Origin of the sequence: Marinobacterium sp. YM272 (assembly GCF_050908845.1) — a bacterium.
GTDB lineage: Bacteria > Pseudomonadota > Gammaproteobacteria > Pseudomonadales > Balneatricaceae > Marinobacterium_D.
In genome coordinates, this window is the sequence record NZ_CP194171.1 from 792,154 (window position 1) to 808,824 (window position 16,671).

The window sequence follows — 16,671 nt, forward strand, 5'->3', positions numbered from 1 at the left end:
ACGGTTGAGACGATGGAATCACTGGTTCTGATAGTGCATGTGTTGTTGGCAGCGGCGATTATTACGCTGGTTCTGCTGCAGCAGGGTAAAGGCGCTGAAGCAGGTGCATCCTTTGGTGGTGGCGCCTCGCAGACCGTCTTTGGCAGCCAGGGTACAAGCAGTTTTCTCGGTCGCGTGACCGCGGTGCTTGCAGCTGGACTGTTCGTAACGAGTTTTGCTTTGGCGGTTTACGCCAAAGAAAAAGCCGGCAGTGTAAATGATGCTGGCATTCCTTCGGCAGAAGTGATTGAATCTGCTGCCGAAACGCCGGCTCAGCCAGAACTGCCGGCGCTGGAAGAAAGCTCAGTACCGGCTGATTCCGATGTTCCGACAGCGGGTCAGCAGTAAGAGCGCAGGAAAAGTTTAGCCCAAGTGGTGGAATTGGTAGACACGCTATCTTGAGGGGGTAGTGTCCTACGGACGTGCCGGTTCGAGTCCGGCCTTGGGCACCAAGTTGTAAAACAAGCAGGTAGCTAGTATAATTCGCAACCTGTTTCTGATGCGGGGTGGAGCAGTCTGGTAGCTCGTCGGGCTCATAACCCGAAGGTCGTTGGTTCAAATCCAGCCCCCGCTACCACGTTCGAAGAGATAGGCTGTTTTTAGACGCGATCTCTTTATTTATGGGGTAAGGGTTCATCGTTAACTGAATCCTTGCTGCCAAAGGAACTCTCGATGAGCCCCTTTTAAGGGGCTTTTTCGTAGGTAATTCAAGGCGTTGGTGCCTCGTCAGAAATGGGTCCGTTAGTGACCCATTTTTTGTTTCAGGTGTCCGTCAAGGTGGGGTTGTCAGTGTCAGCGAAGCTGAAGCATCTGCAGGAATTGGTTGAGCCGGCGGTGGTCGGTCTGGGCCTTGAGTTGTGGGGTCTGGAGTATAATTCCGCAGGCCAGAATAGTCTGTTGCGGATCTATATAGACGGGCCCGATGGGGTCAATGTCGATGATTGCGCGCGTGTGAGTCACCAGGTAAGCGGCATTCTGGATGTTGAAGATCCGATTGCCGAGCACTATACACTCGAGGTGTCATCCCCGGGGATGGATCGCCCTCTCTACACATTAAAGCAGTTTGAGGCTTACAGAGGCCACAGGGTGCAGATCAAGCTGCGCGTTCCGTTCGAGGGACGGCGCAACTTTAAAGGACTTCTTAACGGGGTTGAGGGCGACGAGGTGCTGTTGATCGTCGACAACGAAGAGTACCTGTTGCCTGTCGACTATATCGATCGGGCCAACGTGGTGCCCCAGGTTTAACAGCGGTTTGATGTATTTGGGCGAGGCAGTGGTATGAACAAAGAGATTCTACTGGTTGCAGAAGCTGTTTCTAATGAGAAAGACGTTTCCAAGGCTGTCATTTTCGAGGCGATCGAAGTGGCGCTGGCAACGGCTACCAAGAAACGCTACGACGAAGAAGCGGATATCCGCGTGGTAATCGACCGTGTGACCGGTGATTACGAAACTTTCCGCAGCTGGCTCGTAGTCAGCAACGACGAAGTACCGGCGCTCGGCACCGAGCTGACGCTGGAAGAGGCTCACGAGATCGATCCGAAACTCCAGCCGGGTGATACCTGGGAAGAGAAGGTCGAATCGGTCAAGTTTGGCCGCATCGCTGCCCAGACCGCTAAACAGGTTATCGTGCAGAAAGTGCGCGAAGCCGAGCGCGCCAAGGTTGTTGAGCTCTACCGTGACCGTCAGGGCGAACTGATCGCCGGTACCGTCAAAAAAGTGACACGCGACAACATTATCGTGGATCTGGGTAACAACGCTGAAGCGCTGTTGCCGCGTGAACAGCTGATTCCGCGTGAAAGCTTCCGTATGGGTGACCGTGTTCGTGCCGTACTGCAGGAAGTGCGTGCCGAAGGTCGTGGTCCTCAGCTGATCCTGAGCCGTACCTCGCCGGAGATGCTGATCGAGCTGTTCCGTATTGAAGTACCGGAAATCTCCGAAGAGGTTATCGAGATCCGTGCAGCAGCCCGTGATCCCGGTGCCCGTGCAAAGATCGCTGTTAAAACCAACGACGGCCGTATCGATCCGATCGGCGCCTGCGTTGGTATGCGCGGCTCCCGAGTCCAGGCAGTTTCCAATGAACTGGGCGGTGAGCGCGTCGATATCGTGCTCTGGGACGATAACCCGGCTCAGTTGGTGATCAACGCCATGGCACCGGCCGAAGTGGCATCCATCGTTATCGATGAAGATTCGCATGCCATGGATGTTGCGGTAGCCGAAGAAGCGCTCGCCATGGCGATCGGCCGCAGCGGCCAGAACGTGCGCCTGGCATCGGAGCTCACCGGCTGGGAACTGAACGTGATGAGCGAAGAGGACGCAGCCGCCAAGCAACAGTCCGAAATCGGCTCAATTCTCGAACTGTTCATGAAGCACCTCGATGCGGATGAAGAACTGGCCGAGATTCTGGTTGAAGAAGGCTTTACCTCACTGGAAGAGGTGGCTTATGTCCCTGTCGACGAAATGCTTGAAATCGAAGGTTTTGACGAGGACATCGTAGAGGCACTGCGGACTCGCGCTAAAGACGCGCTGCTCAACCTGGCAATTGCCAGCGAAGAGCAGCTCGGTGATGCGGACCCGGCAGAAGATCTGCTGAACATGGATGGGATGGAGAAACATCTGGCGTACCTGTTTGCGGCTAAAGGCATCATTACGATGGAAGACCTGGCGGAACAGGGCGTTGAGGATCTGCTCGATATCGAGGGGCTGGATGAAGCCAAAGCGGCAGAATTGATTATGACTGCGCGCGCCCCCTGGTTCGCAGAGCAACAGTAACCCAACGGGGAGGAGAACCCATTTATGGCAGAAGTAACAGTTAAGCAGCTTGCCGATGTGGTTGGTGTATCCGTTGAGCGTTTGCTGAAGCAGATGCAGGAAGCGGGCATCGATAACAAGAAAGATGGATCGGTTGTATCTGAAAATGAGCGCCAGACACTGCTGGCCTACCTGAAGCGCAGCCACGGCGAAGATGCCGAGGCTGGGGAGCCGAAAAAGATCACTCTTAAGCGCAAGACCACCTCACAGCTGAAAGTGTCCGGTGCGTCCGGCAAACGCAAGACCGTGAACATCGAGGTACGCAAGAAGCGCACCTACGTCAAACGGACTGAACTGGAAGAGAGCGCGCCGGAAGAGGCGGTCACTGAAGCACCGGTCGCAGCAGCGCCTGCTGCCGCTGAGAAAACTGAAGTAGAAGCGGCGGTCGAAGTACCGGTCGCTGAAGCAGCCAAGCCAGATACCACCGAGGCCCCGCAGGCAGCGGAAAAACAGACCGCTGCTGTCGCTGAGACTGCACAGGCAGACGCTCCTAAACAGGCTGAAGCGCCTAAGTCGGAGCCGGTAAAAGAGGCGCCCAAGGCTGCTGCTGCGGCAGAGGCTCCGCCTGCACCGCCCAAGCATGATGACAATCCGCGTCGTAAGGACAAGAAAGCCAAGTCCTTCAACAAGGACGAGCAGCCGCGTCGCGGCAAAGGTCGCTTTGATGACGACAACCGCGGTGCACGTCGCGGCAAGGGTGGCAAAGGTGGCAAGCGTGGTGCGGCTCGCGGTCGCACTCAGCCGAATCAGCACGGCTTCGAGAAGCCGACAGCACCTGTGGTCCATGAAGTGAGCATTCCCGAGAGCATCACTGTCGCCGATCTGGCGAAGAAGATGTCCGTGAAAGCGGCGGAACTGATCAAGGTGATGTTCAAGATGGGTGCCATGGCAACCATCAACCAGGTGATCGATCAGGATACGGCAATTCTTGTCGTTGAAGAGATGGGTCATGTGGCCAAGCCGATGCAGGAGAACGCCATCGAGGACGAGCTGATCGAAAGCCTCGAGTCGGTTCAGGGCGATGAATTGCCCCGTGCACCGGTGGTGACTGTTATGGGTCACGTCGACCACGGTAAGACCTCCCTGCTCGACCATATCCGTCGCACCCGAGTGGCGGCCGGCGAATCCGGTGGTATTACCCAGCATATCGGTGCCTACCACGTGGAAACCGAGAACGGCATGGTCACCTTCCTGGATACTCCCGGACACGCAGCGTTTACCGCCATGCGTGCCCGTGGTGCCCAGCTGACCGATATCGTTATCCTGGTAGTCGCTGCTGACGATGGTGTCATGCCGCAGACCGAGGAAGCGATTCAGCACGCCAAGGCGGCCGGTGTGCCGCTGGTGGTTGCGGTCAACAAGATCGACAAGCCGGAAGCAGATCCGGAGCGCGTACGCGGTGAGCTGGCTCAGCGTGACGTTATCTCCGAGGACTGGGGCGGCGATGTGCAGTTTGCACACGTATCGGCCAAGTCCGGTGAAGGTATCGATGACCTGCTCGACAAGGTTCTGCTGCAGGCAGAGGTCCTCGAGCTCAAGGCAGTCGCCGATGCACCGGCTCAGGGTGTCGTCGTGGAATCCCGTCTCGACAAGGGACGTGGTCCGGTTTCCACCGTGCTGGTACAGAACGGTACCCTGAACAAGGGTGATATCGTACTGGCTGGTCTGCACTACGGCCGTGTCCGTGCCATGCTCGATGAGTCTGGCAAGCAGACCGATAGCGCTGGTCCGTCTATCCCGGTTGAGATTCTGGGTCTGGACGGTACGCCGGATGCCGGTGACGAGTTCACCGTGGTGTCCAGCGAGAAGAAAGCCCGTGAAGTCGCTCTGTTCCGTCAGGGCAAGTTCCGCGAAGTGAAACTGGCGCGTCAGCAGAAAGCCAAGCTGGAAAACCTGTTCGACAACATGCAGGCCGGCGAAGTGAAGAGCCTGAACATCGTCCTCAAGGCCGACGTTCGCGGTTCACTGGAAGCGCTGAACCAGTCGCTGCAGGAGCTCTCCACCGACGAGGTCAAGGTCACTATCGTATCCAGCGGTGTGGGCGGTATCGGTGAAACCGACGCCAACCTGGCGCTGGCATCGTCCGCGATCCTGATCGGCTTCAACGTCCGTGCGGATGCACAGGCACGCGCCATCGTTGAACGTGAAGAGCTGGAACTGCGCTACTACAGCGTTATCTACGACATCATCGACGATGTGAAACAGGCGATGACAGGTCTGCTGTCGCCGGAGTATCGCGAAGAGATCGTGGGTGTTGCCGAAGTCCGTGACGTGTTCCGTTCGCCGAAGCTGGGTGCGATCGCTGGCTGTATGGTCACCGAAGGTACCGTCTTCCGTAACAAGCGCATCCGCGTACTGCGTGACAACGTGGTAATTTACGAGGGTGAGCTGGAGTCTCTGCGCCGCTTCAAGGACGCTGTCCAGGAAGTACGTCAGGGCATGGAGTGCGGTATCGGCGTCAAGAACTACAATGACGTCAAGGTCGGCGACCAGATCGAAGTCTACGACACCGTCGAAGTACAGCGCAGCCTGTAAGACTCTATTACCAGAGGTAGAACAGAAAGCCCTATGGCAAGAGAGTTCAAACGCACCGACCGGGTGGGCGACCAGATCCAGCGTGATCTGGCCGTCCTGATCCAGCGCGAGATCAAGGATCCGCGCCTGGGTATGGTCACCATCAGCCATGCGAAGGTCAGCAAGGACCTGAGCTATGCCGATATTTATATCACCGTTCTGGCGCTGGGCGATCAGGATGAGGTGGAAGCGATCGCAGCCTCTTTGAAGGTACTGCGCAACGCCGCCGGATTCCTGCGCGCTCAACTGGCACGCGGTATCAAGCTGCGCGTGATGCCCGAGCTCCGCTTTCATTTCGATGAAAGCATCGAGCGTGGTCGTCGTCTGCACAGCCTGATCGAAGATGCCTATCGCAAGGAGAACGCGCGCAAGCCCGAATCGGATAACGAGGAGTAAGGCATGGCGCGCAAACCAAAAGGACGCCGCATCGACGGCGTTTTTTTGCTTGATAAGCCCGGTGGTCTGTCATCCAACGCGGTGCTGCAGCGGGTGAAGCGGATTTATGGCGCCGCCAAGGCGGGGCATACCGGGGCGCTGGACCCGCTGGCGACCGGTATGCTGCCGATCTGCCTGGGCGAGGCGACCAAGTTCTCCCAGTATCTGCTGGAATCGGACAAGCGTTACCGCACCACGGCGAAACTCGGTGTACGTACCGACAGTAGCGATGCCGACGGTGCCGTGATCGAGACCAAGCCGGTGCCGGACAATCTCTCGCGGGAGCAGATCGAGACGCTGCTGGTGGAACACTTCAGTGGCGAAATCGAGCAGGTGCCGTCGATGTATTCGGCGCTCAAGCATAAGGGGCAGCCGCTCTATAAACTGGCGCGCCAGGGCATAGAGGTGGAGGTCAAGCCCCGCCGGGTTAGGATCCACGAGATCAAGCTGCTTGATCTGCGCGAGGATGAGCTGGACCTGGAGGTTTACTGCTCCAAGGGAACCTACATTCGCAGCATCGTTGAAGACCTCGGTCTGATGCTCGGTTGCGGTGCCCATGTAAGCGTGTTGCGTCGCCTGGAAACCGGCCCCTACCGGGAGTCGATGATGATGCCGCTGGATCAGCTGCAGGCATTGGTGGAAAAGCACGCAGCAGATGATCCCGAATGCATACAAGGGCGTCTCGATCAGTTATTATTGCCGCCCTGGACAGCCATCGCCTCTTTGCCGGCTCTTGAGCTGAGCGAAACCCAGGCGAAAAGGCTGCAATGCGGACAGGGCTGCGCGGATTATTTCGAGCAGCGCGGCGAGGTCCGACTGTTTATTGCCGGCACCGAAACCTTTATCGGTGTGGGCGAGGTAGCGGATACCGGTATTCTCAAGCCAAAGCGGCTGATGAGTACCGCACCGGATACCGAATAAGTATTTCTCCGGTTGCCGGAGTTATCGACGCTGTACTGAAAATATGCTCGGTGCAGCGCGTCTTTGAACCAGCGGCGAAACATTCGCCGTGTGCATATTTTTAAGGAGCTGAATATGTCTCTGAGCGTTGAACAGAAAGCACAGATCGTTGCTGATTACGGCCGTGGCGAAGGCGATACCGGTTCTCCGGAAGTGCAGGTTGCACTGCTGACCGCCAACATCGCTGGCCTGCAGGATCACTTCAAGTCTCACAAGCAGGACCACCACTCCCGTCGTGGTCTGATTCGGATGGTTAACCAGCGTCGTAAGCTGCTGGACTACCTGAAGAAGAAAGATGCTGACCGCTACCTCGAGCTGATCGGGCGTCTGGGTCTGCGTCGCTAAGAGCAAAACTCGAAGGCCATACATCTGTATGGCCTTCGTTTTATCTGCTGTTCGGTCTCTGTGCCGGCAGCGCTGCAAAAAAGGGCAGACCAGGCAGTGAGCTCAATCATCAAGCCCGTACTCAATTGTTTATCCTTGGCGTTTTAAACCAGGGGTGTACAACTGAGTACAGGCTTCAAAGATGGCATGATTGATCACCTGCGGTTGCCCTCCTCAACAATAACTTAGGAGTAAACCGTGCAAGCGACTACCAAGACTTTCCAGTATGGCAAGCACACAGTAACCCTGGAAACCGGCAAAGTTGCCCGTCAGGCGACCGGTGCGGTCATGGTTACCATGGGTGGTGTTCAGGTTCTTTGTACCGTTGTCGGTGCAAAAACGATGAAAGAGGGTCAGGACTTCTTCCCTCTGTCCGTGCATTACCAGGAAAAATACTACTCCGTCGGCCGTATCCCCGGTGGTTTCTTCAAGCGTGAAGCGCGTCCTTCCGAGAAGGAAACGCTGACCTCACGTCTGATCGACCGTCCGATCCGTCCGCTGTTCCCGAAAGGCTTCATGAACGAAGTCCAGGTCGTTTGTACCGTCATGTCCGCGGACAAGGTCAACGATCCGGATATCGCTGCGATGATCGGTACCTCCGCTGCTCTAGCTATCTCCGGTCTGCCGTTCCTCGGCCCGATCGGTGGCGCCCGTGTCGGCTTTACCGAAGCTGAAGGCTACATCCTCAACCCGACCTTCGAAGAGCTGGCTGGTTCCGAACTGGACATGGTTGTTGCCGGTACGTCTGACGCGGTGCTGATGGTTGAATCCGAAGCCCAGGAACTGACCGAAGACGAGATGCTGGGTGCCGTTCTGTTCGCGCACCAGGAGATGCAGGTTGTCGTCAACGCGATCAACGAGCTGGTTGCCGAAGCTGGCAAGCCGAAGTGGGAATGGGCCCCGGCTGAGAAGAACGAAGCACTGATCGCCCAGGTTCGCGAGCAGGCTGCTGCCGGTATCGAAGCGGCCTACCAGGTGGCTGACAAGATGCAGCGTCAGAACGCGCTGAGCGACCTGCGCGGCCAGGTAGTTGAAGCCCTGTCCGGCGAAGAAGGTCCGAGCAGCAAAGAAGTGGCCGGTATCTTCAGCTCACTGGAAAAAGAGATCGTACGTAACCGTATCATCGACGGTCAGCCGCGTATCGACGGTCGTGACACCAAGACTGTTCGTCCGATCAACGTCGAGATCGATCTGCTCAAGGGCGTTCACGGTTCTGCCCTGTTCACCCGTGGTGAAACTCAGGCGATCGCTACCTGTACCCTGGGTACCAGCCGCGATCAGCAGATCATCGACGCCCTGGAAGGCGAGCGTAAAGATCCGTTCATGCTGCACTACAACTTCCCTCCGTACTCCGTAGGTGAAGCTGGCCGTATGGGTGGCGCAGGCCGTCGTGAGATCGGTCACGGTCGTCTGGCACGTCGCGGTGTTGCTGCCGTACTGCCGACCCAGGAAGAGTTCCCGTACACCATCCGCATCGTGTCCGAGATCACCGAATCCAACGGTTCCAGCTCCATGGCTTCTGTCTGTGGCGCTTCCCTGTCGATGATGGACGCGGGTGTTCCGCTGAAGGCGCCGGTTGCCGGTATCGCCATGGGTCTGGTGAAAGAGAATGATCGTTTTGCCGTTCTGACCGACATCCTTGGTGATGAAGATCACCTCGGCGACATGGACTTCAAGGTAGCCGGTACCGAAGCGGGCGTTACCGCCCTGCAGATGGATATCAAGATCACCGGTATCACCGAAGAGATCATGGAGATCGCCCTGGAGCAGGCGCACGAAGCCCGTAAGCACATCCTCAAAGAGATGGCTCTGGTTATCGGTTACGCACGTCCGGAACTGCCGGATAACGCTCCTGCAATGCAGCTGGTTAAGATCAATCCGGAGAAGATCCGTGACCTGATCGGTAAGGGCGGCGCCACCATCCGTGCGCTGACCGAAGAAACCGGCGCCATGATCGACATCGAAGATGACGGCACCGTACGCATCTACGCTGACGACAAGGCCAAGGGCAAGGCTGCCTACGATCGCGTTATGGCGATCACCGCTGAAGCGGAAGTTGGCAAGATCTATGAAGGCAAGGTTGTCCGTATCGAAGACTTCGGTGCGTTTGTTAACATCCTGCCGGGCAAAGATGGTCTGGTTCACATCTCCCAGATCGCCAAAGAGCGCGTCAACAAGGTCACCGACTATGTGAACATGGACGACGTGGTTAAAGTGAAGGTACTGGACGTGGACGTTCGTGGCCGTATCAAGCTTTCCATGAAGGACATGGAAGAGGACGAGTCAGTCTCCAACTAAGACTGATCCTCGGACATAAGAAAGCCCTCCTAGTGAGGGCTTTTTCGTATCTGAGATTAATTTATCGGTCGGTGTGGTGGCAGTGATCTGCCTGGGCGGTTGGCCCCTATATTTCGCCGTTTCGCTGCTCTTCGCGGATCACGCAGTAGATGCGGAAGCCGTAGATGGTCACCAGCACGCCAAGGAAGTCGATGATCACGCTGAACAGGGTGCTCAGCAGCGGCTGGGCGCCAAACGCCTGGCTGATCAGAACATTGGTCAGGAACAGCAGGCCCATCAGCAGCGCAAGACCCTGCAGCAGCAGCCAGAAGTGCTCGGAGGTGCCGTTCCAGCTGCCGCGCAGCGCTTCGATGGGGCCTTTGCGCTCCAGGACACAGGCGTAATCGGCGACGGCAAAGCGGACGCCGACATAGACACCGGGCACAATCAGCAGCATAAAGCCCACCGAGATCGCTATAGCGTTGAGAATATAGGTCAGCAACAGACGTCCCCAGCTGCCCGCGGCGCTCAGTATTGCGGTCAACGGATGAACCGGCTGGTTATCAATCACCGATTGCAGATAGATGATTGTGCCGCCCAGGTAGAAGGGCAGGAACACCAGGCGGGCCAGCGAGGCCAGCGCTGCATTCATCTGGATTTCCGGGTCGCCGGTATCAACCAGATTGCCGATAAGCGCATAGTTGAGCAGTGCAAGCAGCAGTAGAAAAGGCAGCTGAATGGCTGCCAGCGTCAGAAGATGCTGACGAAAGAAAAATAGCGTCTGACGCAAGTAATCGAAGGCCATAACTCTCCCGGTTAAGAAGTCCTAAAGCGGTTTGGGAATCTGTAAATAAGCTCCAAGCCAGGTGCTCATTGTGGCTTGTTCACAGGTTCCTTTAGTTGTACCAGTTTGAAGTGACCATTATCTGCGTGGCAGTGAATACGCGCAAACAAACCCCTGGCTTTACGTTCCAGCGGAATATGTTGATTCACCACGAAGCAGGCGGTTCCGTTGCTGTCGAGTAATCGACGTGCCTGGCGTAGAAAACGGTCGGTCAGATCACCTTCGACACCAAATCCGGCGTGGAACGGCGGATTGCACAGAATGATATCGAAGGTCCCCTCCAGGCTGTCGCCGGCGTCGCTGGCGATGACCTCGGCCTGTGTAAACTGACGCGCATTCAGGTTGGCGCGGCAGGCGATAAGCGCCGCCGCGTTGTTGTCGGTGCAGGTGAGCGCTGCAGAGGTTGCACAGGCGTTCAGAGCCAGGTAGCCGAAACCGCAGCCAAGATCCAGAATCCGTCCCTCAAGCGGCAGCGCCTGGCCTGTCATTGCCGCCAGGTTTTCCACCAGGAATGCGCTGCCGCGATCGATCTTGTTCCAGCCGAACAGCCCGGGCTTGGTCAGATAGAGCTCTGCGTCAGCGGGCTGAAAGTCACGTAGCAGCGGATAATCCTGGTCGTCCAGGAGGGCGCTGTCTGCCTCTCCCAGGCTAACAGTGACGCGCCAGACACTGCCCTGTTTCTGCTCCTCTTTGCTGCCGCCGAGACGCTGCTGCGCCTTGCGCGCGTAAGTCTTTATCCCTTCGCCCTTGTCCCCGATCAGGATCAGCTCGCCGTCGGGGCGCAGTACCCGGGCGGCTTCGTTGATCAGGTGGTGCACTACCGCCTTTTCCTTTGAAACCCGGTAGATTAGCTTTTCCAGGCTGCTTGCCGGCCACTGGCTGAGATCAAAGTCAGACAGTTCGGCATTCCAGCCCTGTTGCCGCATCGCCCTGATCAGGTCGAAACGGTTACCGATCACCTGGGTATTGGGCTGTGGCGGGAGGAGTTGCGGCGGAATGTTCTCATCAACAATCCACAGGCGCCGCCCATCCGGTTGGCGTAGCTCTTCAACGAGCAGATTGAGCGCGGTATCGGCCATGGTCAGATGCTATTGATCTCGTCTTCGCTAAGGGGGCGGTATTCACCGGGGAACAGGTCCTCATCCAGGACGATGGCACCGATACTCTCCCGGTGCAGTTCGACCACCCGGTTACCGAGGGCTGCAAACATCCGCTTCACCTGGTGATAGCGGCCTTCGTGGATAACCACGCGGGCCCGGGTTTCACTCAGCAGCGTCAACTCCGCCGGTTTGGTGGGGAAGCGCTCGCTGTCGAGCTTGAGTCCTTTGGCGAACTTATCCACAGCCTCCGGCGGGATCGGGTCGGCCGTGGTGACCAGGTACACCTTGTGGGTCTTGTGGCGCGGCGATGTGACGCGGTGGGCCCATTTGCCATCATCGGTGATCAGCACCAGTCCGGTGGCATCGATATCCAGGCGACCGGCAATGGTCATCTCTTCCGCTCTTGGCAGCTCAAGCAGGGCCAGTACGGTCGGATGCGTGGGGTCGTCGTTGGCACAGACCACGCCGTCCGGCTTGTTCATCATCAGGTAACGGGGTTCGGGACGCTCCATCGGCCTGTCGTCGAGGGTTACCTCGTCGCCGTCCTGAACATGCCGCGCCGGATTGCGTTCCGGTTCACCATTGACGCGCACTTCGTCGGCATGGAGCAGGCGTTTCACCTCCTTGCGGGAGAGTCCGGTGGACTTGGCCAGGTATTTATCGAGTCGCATAGGGATCCGGCAGTTTGAAAAACGCCTAGTATAACAAGAGAGTGAAGCTTTCTTAGATCCTGACCGGATTGATAGGTTAAAATACCGGCCTGCTAATTCTGTGAGGCCCATCGTGAAGCTGTTTGTTGAAAACCTGACCCATGTCGACTTTTCCTACCTTGATGCCCAGCGCGGTCTGCTGGGTGAATCCTGGGCGGCCAACCTGATACTCGACGGATCGCTGGATAACCAGGGGATGATCTGCGACTTCGGTGTGGTCAAAAAACGGGTCAAGCAGTGGCTGGATGCACATCTGGACCACTGTCTCGTGGTTGCCCGCGAGATGGCGGGGCTTGAGTCCGAGCAAACACAAGAGCGCACAGCAATCACCTGGACCTATCCGGAGGGTGGGCAGCTGCACTGCAGTTCTCCCGCCGGGGCGATCACCCTGGTGCCCGGTGAAACGATTACGCCTGAAGCGCTGGCACTCTGGTGCCGTGAGCAGCTGCTGGCGCTTTTCCCCGAGCAGGTAAAAGGGGTGCAGCTGGAGTTTGTGCCGGAGGTTATCGAAGGCGCTTACTACCACTACAGTCATGGCCTGCAGCAGCACGAGGGTAACTGTCAGCGCATCGCCCACGGTCACCGCTCAAGGATTCAGGTGCTGCGTAACGGCGCCCGTGACAGCGCTCTGGAAGCCCGGTGGGCAGAGACGTTTCGCGATATCTATATCGGCACCCGGGCACATCTGAAAGCCGGCGGTGACACCCATCACTATGTGTATGATGCCCCCCAGGGACATTTCGAGCTCAGTCTGCCCGCACGCTGCTGCTACGACATCGATACCGAATCCACGGTAGAGCAGATCGCCCAGCATCTGGCGGGGCAGATCAAGGCGGCCTATCCGCAGGATGCGATCGAGGTGCGGGCCTTTGAGGGAATCGGCAAGGGCGCAATCGCCACAGCCTGAGGCTATCCGGTCTAATCGGGCCGCTCCACCCCGGGGCGGCTGTAATCACACACCCCATCGGCAAAGATCTGTTGCAGCCGCTGACGATAGGGCTGCATATCGATGGGTGAGTAAACGCCTGTTGCCAATGCCCTGTCCACCGGAATGCGCTGGCACTTGAACAGGTCGCCACGCAATCCTTCGCCCGCCTGACTGCGCGAGGTGCCGAAACTGGGATAACGCTGGCTGCAGAGGCCATTTTCACGCCCGTTCCATTGCCCGTTCCAGACATCGGGGCCAGAGGCGATCAGGCTGCCATCGCGGTTATAGCAGCGGTCGCTGGCCTGCCGCGGACGCTGTCCCTGTTCCAGCCACTGGGTCAGCAGGGCCAGGGCCTCAGCGATGGGGGAGTGTGGTTTTTCGGTTACCCAGATCAGCTGGTTGTCGGCGCGTCCCGCTGACTGCAGCCGCAGACGGGTGCTGAACGAGGCGCTCAGGTGATGCATGTCCAGTTCCGGCTCGAGATAGTGGCGCAGGTCGACGATGGGGATATCAAGTTGGCCAGTGAAAACCTGGCCCGAACGAAACGCCGCGTCGATGGCCCCCGGGTCTGCTTCCGTTCGCTTGGCTGGCGTCAGGCCACCGTCCGGTGACAGGTTCATGTTCTGTTGGCCCCAGGGGCTGAAATCGATCAGGCGACTACCGTTGACCCGCCAGAAATGCTCAGGCTGCATCTCACCGGGGGCTTTCCAGCCACCGATACTGGCATTCAGATGCAGAAAGGTGGTCGGGCTGATCTCGCCACTACGCAGTGCGCGCAGGCCATACTGAACACCGACGTTATCCCAGGTCTGGCGGGCATAGCCGTCGGCGCGGCTGCCGAAAATATGGCGCAGGTCCTCCCAGTAGGTCCAGTGCACCTGCTGCTGCAGTGTCTCTGAAAAGCGAGGCGCGAAATGCACGAAGCTGGGGTTGTTCACCAGCGATGTCAGTCCGCGCCAGCCATTGACGCATTCACTGCTGCCCTTAGGCCTGGGTGGTACGCGGCCATGGATCAGCTGGGCCAGTTCATAGGTCCAGCCATATTCCGGCTCGATGCCATTGAGGGCATTAAGCCCCTCTATCAGAGAGCGCTTCGGCCAGGGCCAGACTTCCGGAGCGAGCTGGTCGAAATAATACTCCAGCAGCTCGCAGTCGAAGATGTGGATCGTTTGCGTCAGCATGTCGGGATAGGCGTACAGGGCAACGCCGGCATCGAGCACACCGCTGCCGTTCTGGCCGATCAGGTATTGCTGAATAGCGCCGCCCGAGCCGCCAATACCGAGGGTGAAGCGGGGTTCGCCATAGCGCGCGCTGAACTGGCGTTTGACCCTCAGTGCGGTTTCTTCAGCCCGCAGCAGATCGTAGTGGTAGGAGGTCTGGTTACCGCTGGAGCTGGCGATCGCGTAGCCCTGGCGTAGCTGCTCCAGACGCCTGTTTGCCACGTCGTGGGGCTTTAGCCGTCCCTGGCGATGGCCGATCCCCACGCCGCCCTTAAACTGATAAATCAGATCCCCGTTCCAGTAGCGCATGTCGGGTTGTTCCGGTTGGTCCTCCGGGCCACGCAGCGCGGTGATGCTGTAGAAGAAACGGTTAATCGTGCCGGTTTCGACGCGAACGATGAAATCCAGCGTTGCCCCACCGATACTCAGCTGGGCGATATCGCCGTTGGCTTCGCTGAGCGGATAGAAGCGGTCGGTACCCTGGCGGTTATAGAGGTAGTCGACCCGGGTGGGGTAGAGGCAATCCTTGCTGTATCCGGCGGGTTCCCGGGACTCAGGATTATCCGCAGCATAGACAGGTATACCCCAGCCCTGCCGGTTATCGATGCGGGGCTGGCCATAGCCGGAAGCGTCGCCATCGCAGGCAAAGGGATAGCCTAAGGGGCTGCTGTAAAGCGGTTCATGGGGGCCGACGGCGCCAATGGGAATCGGGTATTCAAAGGGGTCATCGGGACGTGTCCAGCGGGAGGGATGAGTCGACGCATAGGGGCGTGCGGCTGTCGAGGGGGACGGTGGCATGGCCTGAACGACCGGTCGGTCACCGTAGCGCTCCAGTTGCGCGTTTTCCTGGTGCAGGAACAGCCAGAGTGCCGACAGAGTCAGCAGCGCAATGACGCAGAGAATAAGCGCGCGGAGAAATTTCATCGCATCTCCCTGAATGGCATCTACTTTCCATTGTAGGTGATGCGAAAATTGCCGCGCAGAAAAACAGACAGGGCAGCCCGAGAGCTGCCCTGTTGCAAGGTTTAGCGGTTAAGAGCGATCAGTCGCGCTCGATCGCCAGGGCTGTGCCCATGCCGCCGCCGATGCAGAGAGTGGCGAGACCTTTCTTGGCGTCGCGCTTGATCATCTCGTGCACCAGGGAGACGAGGATACGGCAGCCGGACGCGCCGATCGGGTGACCCAGGGCGATGGCGCCACCATTTACGTTAACGATATCGGTGTTCCAGCCCAGGTCCTTGTTCACAGACATCGCCTGTGCCGCGAACGCCTCGTTGGCTTCGACCAGTTCCAGATCGTCAATGGACCATTCCGCTTTCTCAAGCGCCTTGGTGGTCGCACAGATCGGACCTGTACCCATGATCGCCGGATCAACACCGGCAGATGCGTAGCCCTTGATGCGGGCCAGTACCGGCAGACCCAGTTCTGCAGCTTTTTCTGCGGAGCAGAGGATTACCGCTGCGGCGCCATCGTTGATGGTTGAGCTGTTACCGGCAGTGACGGTGCCGTCTTTTTTGAAGGCCGGGCGCAGTTTGCCCAGTGCTTCTGCGGTGCAGCCAAAGCGCGGCTGTTCATCGGTATCGAAGACAACCGGGTCGCCTTTGCGCTGCGGAATGCTGACCGGGATGATCTCGTCCTTGAAGCGGCCGGAGGTTACCGCTGCTTCCGCCTTGTTCTGGGAGGCAGTAGCAAAGGCGTCCTGCTCTTCGCGGGTGAAGCCGTATTTCTCGACAATGTTCTCGGTGGTGATACCCATGTGGTAGTTGTTGAACGCGTCCCACAGGCCGTCGGTGATCATCGAGTCGATCATCTTCCAGTCACCCATGCGGGCGCCGTTACGGGAGTTCGGCAGCAGGTGCGGAGACTGGGACATGTTTTCCTGGCCGCCGGCGATGATCACGTCGGCATCACCGCAGCGGATCGCCTGGGTGGCGAGCTGCAAAGCCTTGAGGCCGGAGCCGCAGACCTTGTTGATTGTCAGGGCGGGTGTTTCCTGGCTCAGACCAGCATTGAGGCTGGACTGGCGGGCGGGGTTCTGGCCGCAACCGGCGGTCAGTACCTGGCCGAGAATTACTTCATCGATCGCAGTAGGGGCGATACCTGTTTTTTCCAGCAAACCCTTGATTACGGTGGCGCCCAGGTCAGATGCCTTGACGGATGCCAGTGAACCATTGAAGGTGCCAACAGCCGTGCGGCCGGCGGCCACGATAACAACGTCGCGCATAGGTGTGTGCCTCTCTGTGTCGTTCTATTTTAGTTCTATATCCAGCGATCAATGCTAGCTGTGCCAGATGACCGCATGATTGCATGAGCTGCAGGATGGAGCCACGAGCGGTCCGTTTACAGGGAAAAGGTAACGGACCGGACCTCTCCGATACTGAGGTAAGGCTCA

14 protein-coding genes and 2 tRNA genes are annotated in these 16,671 nt (G+C 58.2%); 11 read left to right on the top strand and 5 right to left on the bottom strand.

The features are described from left to right. Positions 1-12: 12 nt before the first annotated feature. The 10 genes from secG (at position 13) to pnp (ending at position 9,498) form a co-directional block, all read left to right on the top strand. Positions 13-387 carry a preprotein translocase subunit SecG gene (secG, locus tag ACQUQP_RS03735; RefSeq protein WP_432697474.1) on the top strand — a complete coding sequence of 125 codons (375 nt, stop codon included), beginning with the start codon at positions 13-15 and terminating at the stop codon, positions 385-387. An 18-nt stretch (positions 388-405) separates the two neighbouring features. Next, positions 406-491, top strand: a tRNA-Leu gene (locus ACQUQP_RS03740). Between the two features lie 48 nt (positions 492-539). Next, positions 540-616 (top strand) — tRNA-Met (locus ACQUQP_RS03745). A 212-nt stretch (positions 617-828) separates the two neighbouring features. Further along, on the top strand, positions 829-1,284 hold the full coding sequence (gene rimP / locus ACQUQP_RS03750; protein WP_432697475.1) for a ribosome maturation factor RimP: 456 nt from the start codon (positions 829-831) through the stop codon (positions 1,282-1,284). A 33-nt stretch (positions 1,285-1,317) separates the two neighbouring features. Beyond that, positions 1,318-2,808: a transcription termination factor NusA gene (nusA, locus tag ACQUQP_RS03755; protein WP_432697476.1), complete on the top strand. Its 1,491-nt coding sequence runs from the start codon at positions 1,318-1,320 to the stop codon at positions 2,806-2,808. Positions 2,809-2,832: 24 nt separating this feature from the next. Next, complete coding sequence (gene infB, locus ACQUQP_RS03760) at positions 2,833-5,382, top strand: translation initiation factor IF-2 (RefSeq protein WP_432697477.1); 2,550 nt, start codon at positions 2,833-2,835, stop codon at positions 5,380-5,382. Between the two features lie 33 nt (positions 5,383-5,415). Further along, entirely contained in the window at positions 5,416-5,817 is a 402-nt protein-coding gene (rbfA, locus tag ACQUQP_RS03765) for a 30S ribosome-binding factor RbfA (protein WP_432697478.1), read from the top strand. Between the two features lie 3 nt (positions 5,818-5,820). Then, on the top strand, positions 5,821-6,777 hold the full coding sequence (truB, locus tag ACQUQP_RS03770; RefSeq protein ID WP_432697479.1) for a tRNA pseudouridine(55) synthase TruB: 957 nt from the start codon (positions 5,821-5,823) through the stop codon (positions 6,775-6,777). Between the two features lie 114 nt (positions 6,778-6,891). After that, entirely contained in the window at positions 6,892-7,161 is a 270-nt protein-coding gene (gene rpsO, locus ACQUQP_RS03775; RefSeq protein ID WP_432697480.1) for a 30S ribosomal protein S15, read from the top strand. A gap of 237 nt (positions 7,162-7,398) precedes the next feature. Continuing rightward, complete coding sequence (gene pnp / locus ACQUQP_RS03780) at positions 7,399-9,498, top strand: polyribonucleotide nucleotidyltransferase (RefSeq protein WP_432697481.1); 2,100 nt, start codon at positions 7,399-7,401, stop codon at positions 9,496-9,498. 106 nt (positions 9,499-9,604) lie between these two features. On the opposite strand, the gene ACQUQP_RS03785 is transcribed toward pnp, so the two are convergent. From ACQUQP_RS03785 to rsuA, 3 genes are all read right to left on the bottom strand, one after another. Further along, on the bottom strand, positions 9,605-10,282 hold the full coding sequence (locus tag ACQUQP_RS03785; protein ID WP_432697482.1) for a YciC family protein: 678 nt from the start codon (positions 10,280-10,282) through the stop codon (positions 9,605-9,607). 65 nt (positions 10,283-10,347) lie between these two features. Then, positions 10,348-11,400 carry a methyltransferase gene (locus tag ACQUQP_RS03790; protein WP_432697483.1) on the bottom strand — a complete coding sequence of 351 codons (1,053 nt, stop codon included), beginning with the start codon at positions 11,398-11,400 and terminating at the stop codon, positions 10,348-10,350. A gap of 2 nt (positions 11,401-11,402) precedes the next feature. Continuing rightward, positions 11,403-12,092 carry a 16S rRNA pseudouridine(516) synthase RsuA gene (gene rsuA / locus ACQUQP_RS03795; protein ID WP_432697484.1) on the bottom strand — a complete coding sequence of 230 codons (690 nt, stop codon included), beginning with the start codon at positions 12,090-12,092 and terminating at the stop codon, positions 11,403-11,405. A gap of 112 nt (positions 12,093-12,204) precedes the next feature. Here rsuA and ACQUQP_RS03800 point away from each other — a divergent pair, with 112 nt between their 5' ends. Next, positions 12,205-13,038 carry a 6-carboxytetrahydropterin synthase gene (locus tag ACQUQP_RS03800; protein WP_432697485.1) on the top strand — a complete coding sequence of 278 codons (834 nt, stop codon included), beginning with the start codon at positions 12,205-12,207 and terminating at the stop codon, positions 13,036-13,038. An 11-nt stretch (positions 13,039-13,049) separates the two neighbouring features. Here ACQUQP_RS03800 and ACQUQP_RS03805 read toward each other — a convergent pair whose 3' ends face one another. Then, entirely contained in the window at positions 13,050-15,203 is a 2,154-nt protein-coding gene (locus tag ACQUQP_RS03805) for a DUF6351 family protein (protein WP_432697486.1), read from the bottom strand. Between the two features lie 118 nt (positions 15,204-15,321). Continuing rightward, positions 15,322-16,503: an acetyl-CoA C-acetyltransferase gene (locus ACQUQP_RS03810; protein WP_432697487.1), complete on the bottom strand. Its 1,182-nt coding sequence runs from the start codon at positions 16,501-16,503 to the stop codon at positions 15,322-15,324. Positions 16,504-16,671: the final 168 nt, after the last annotated feature.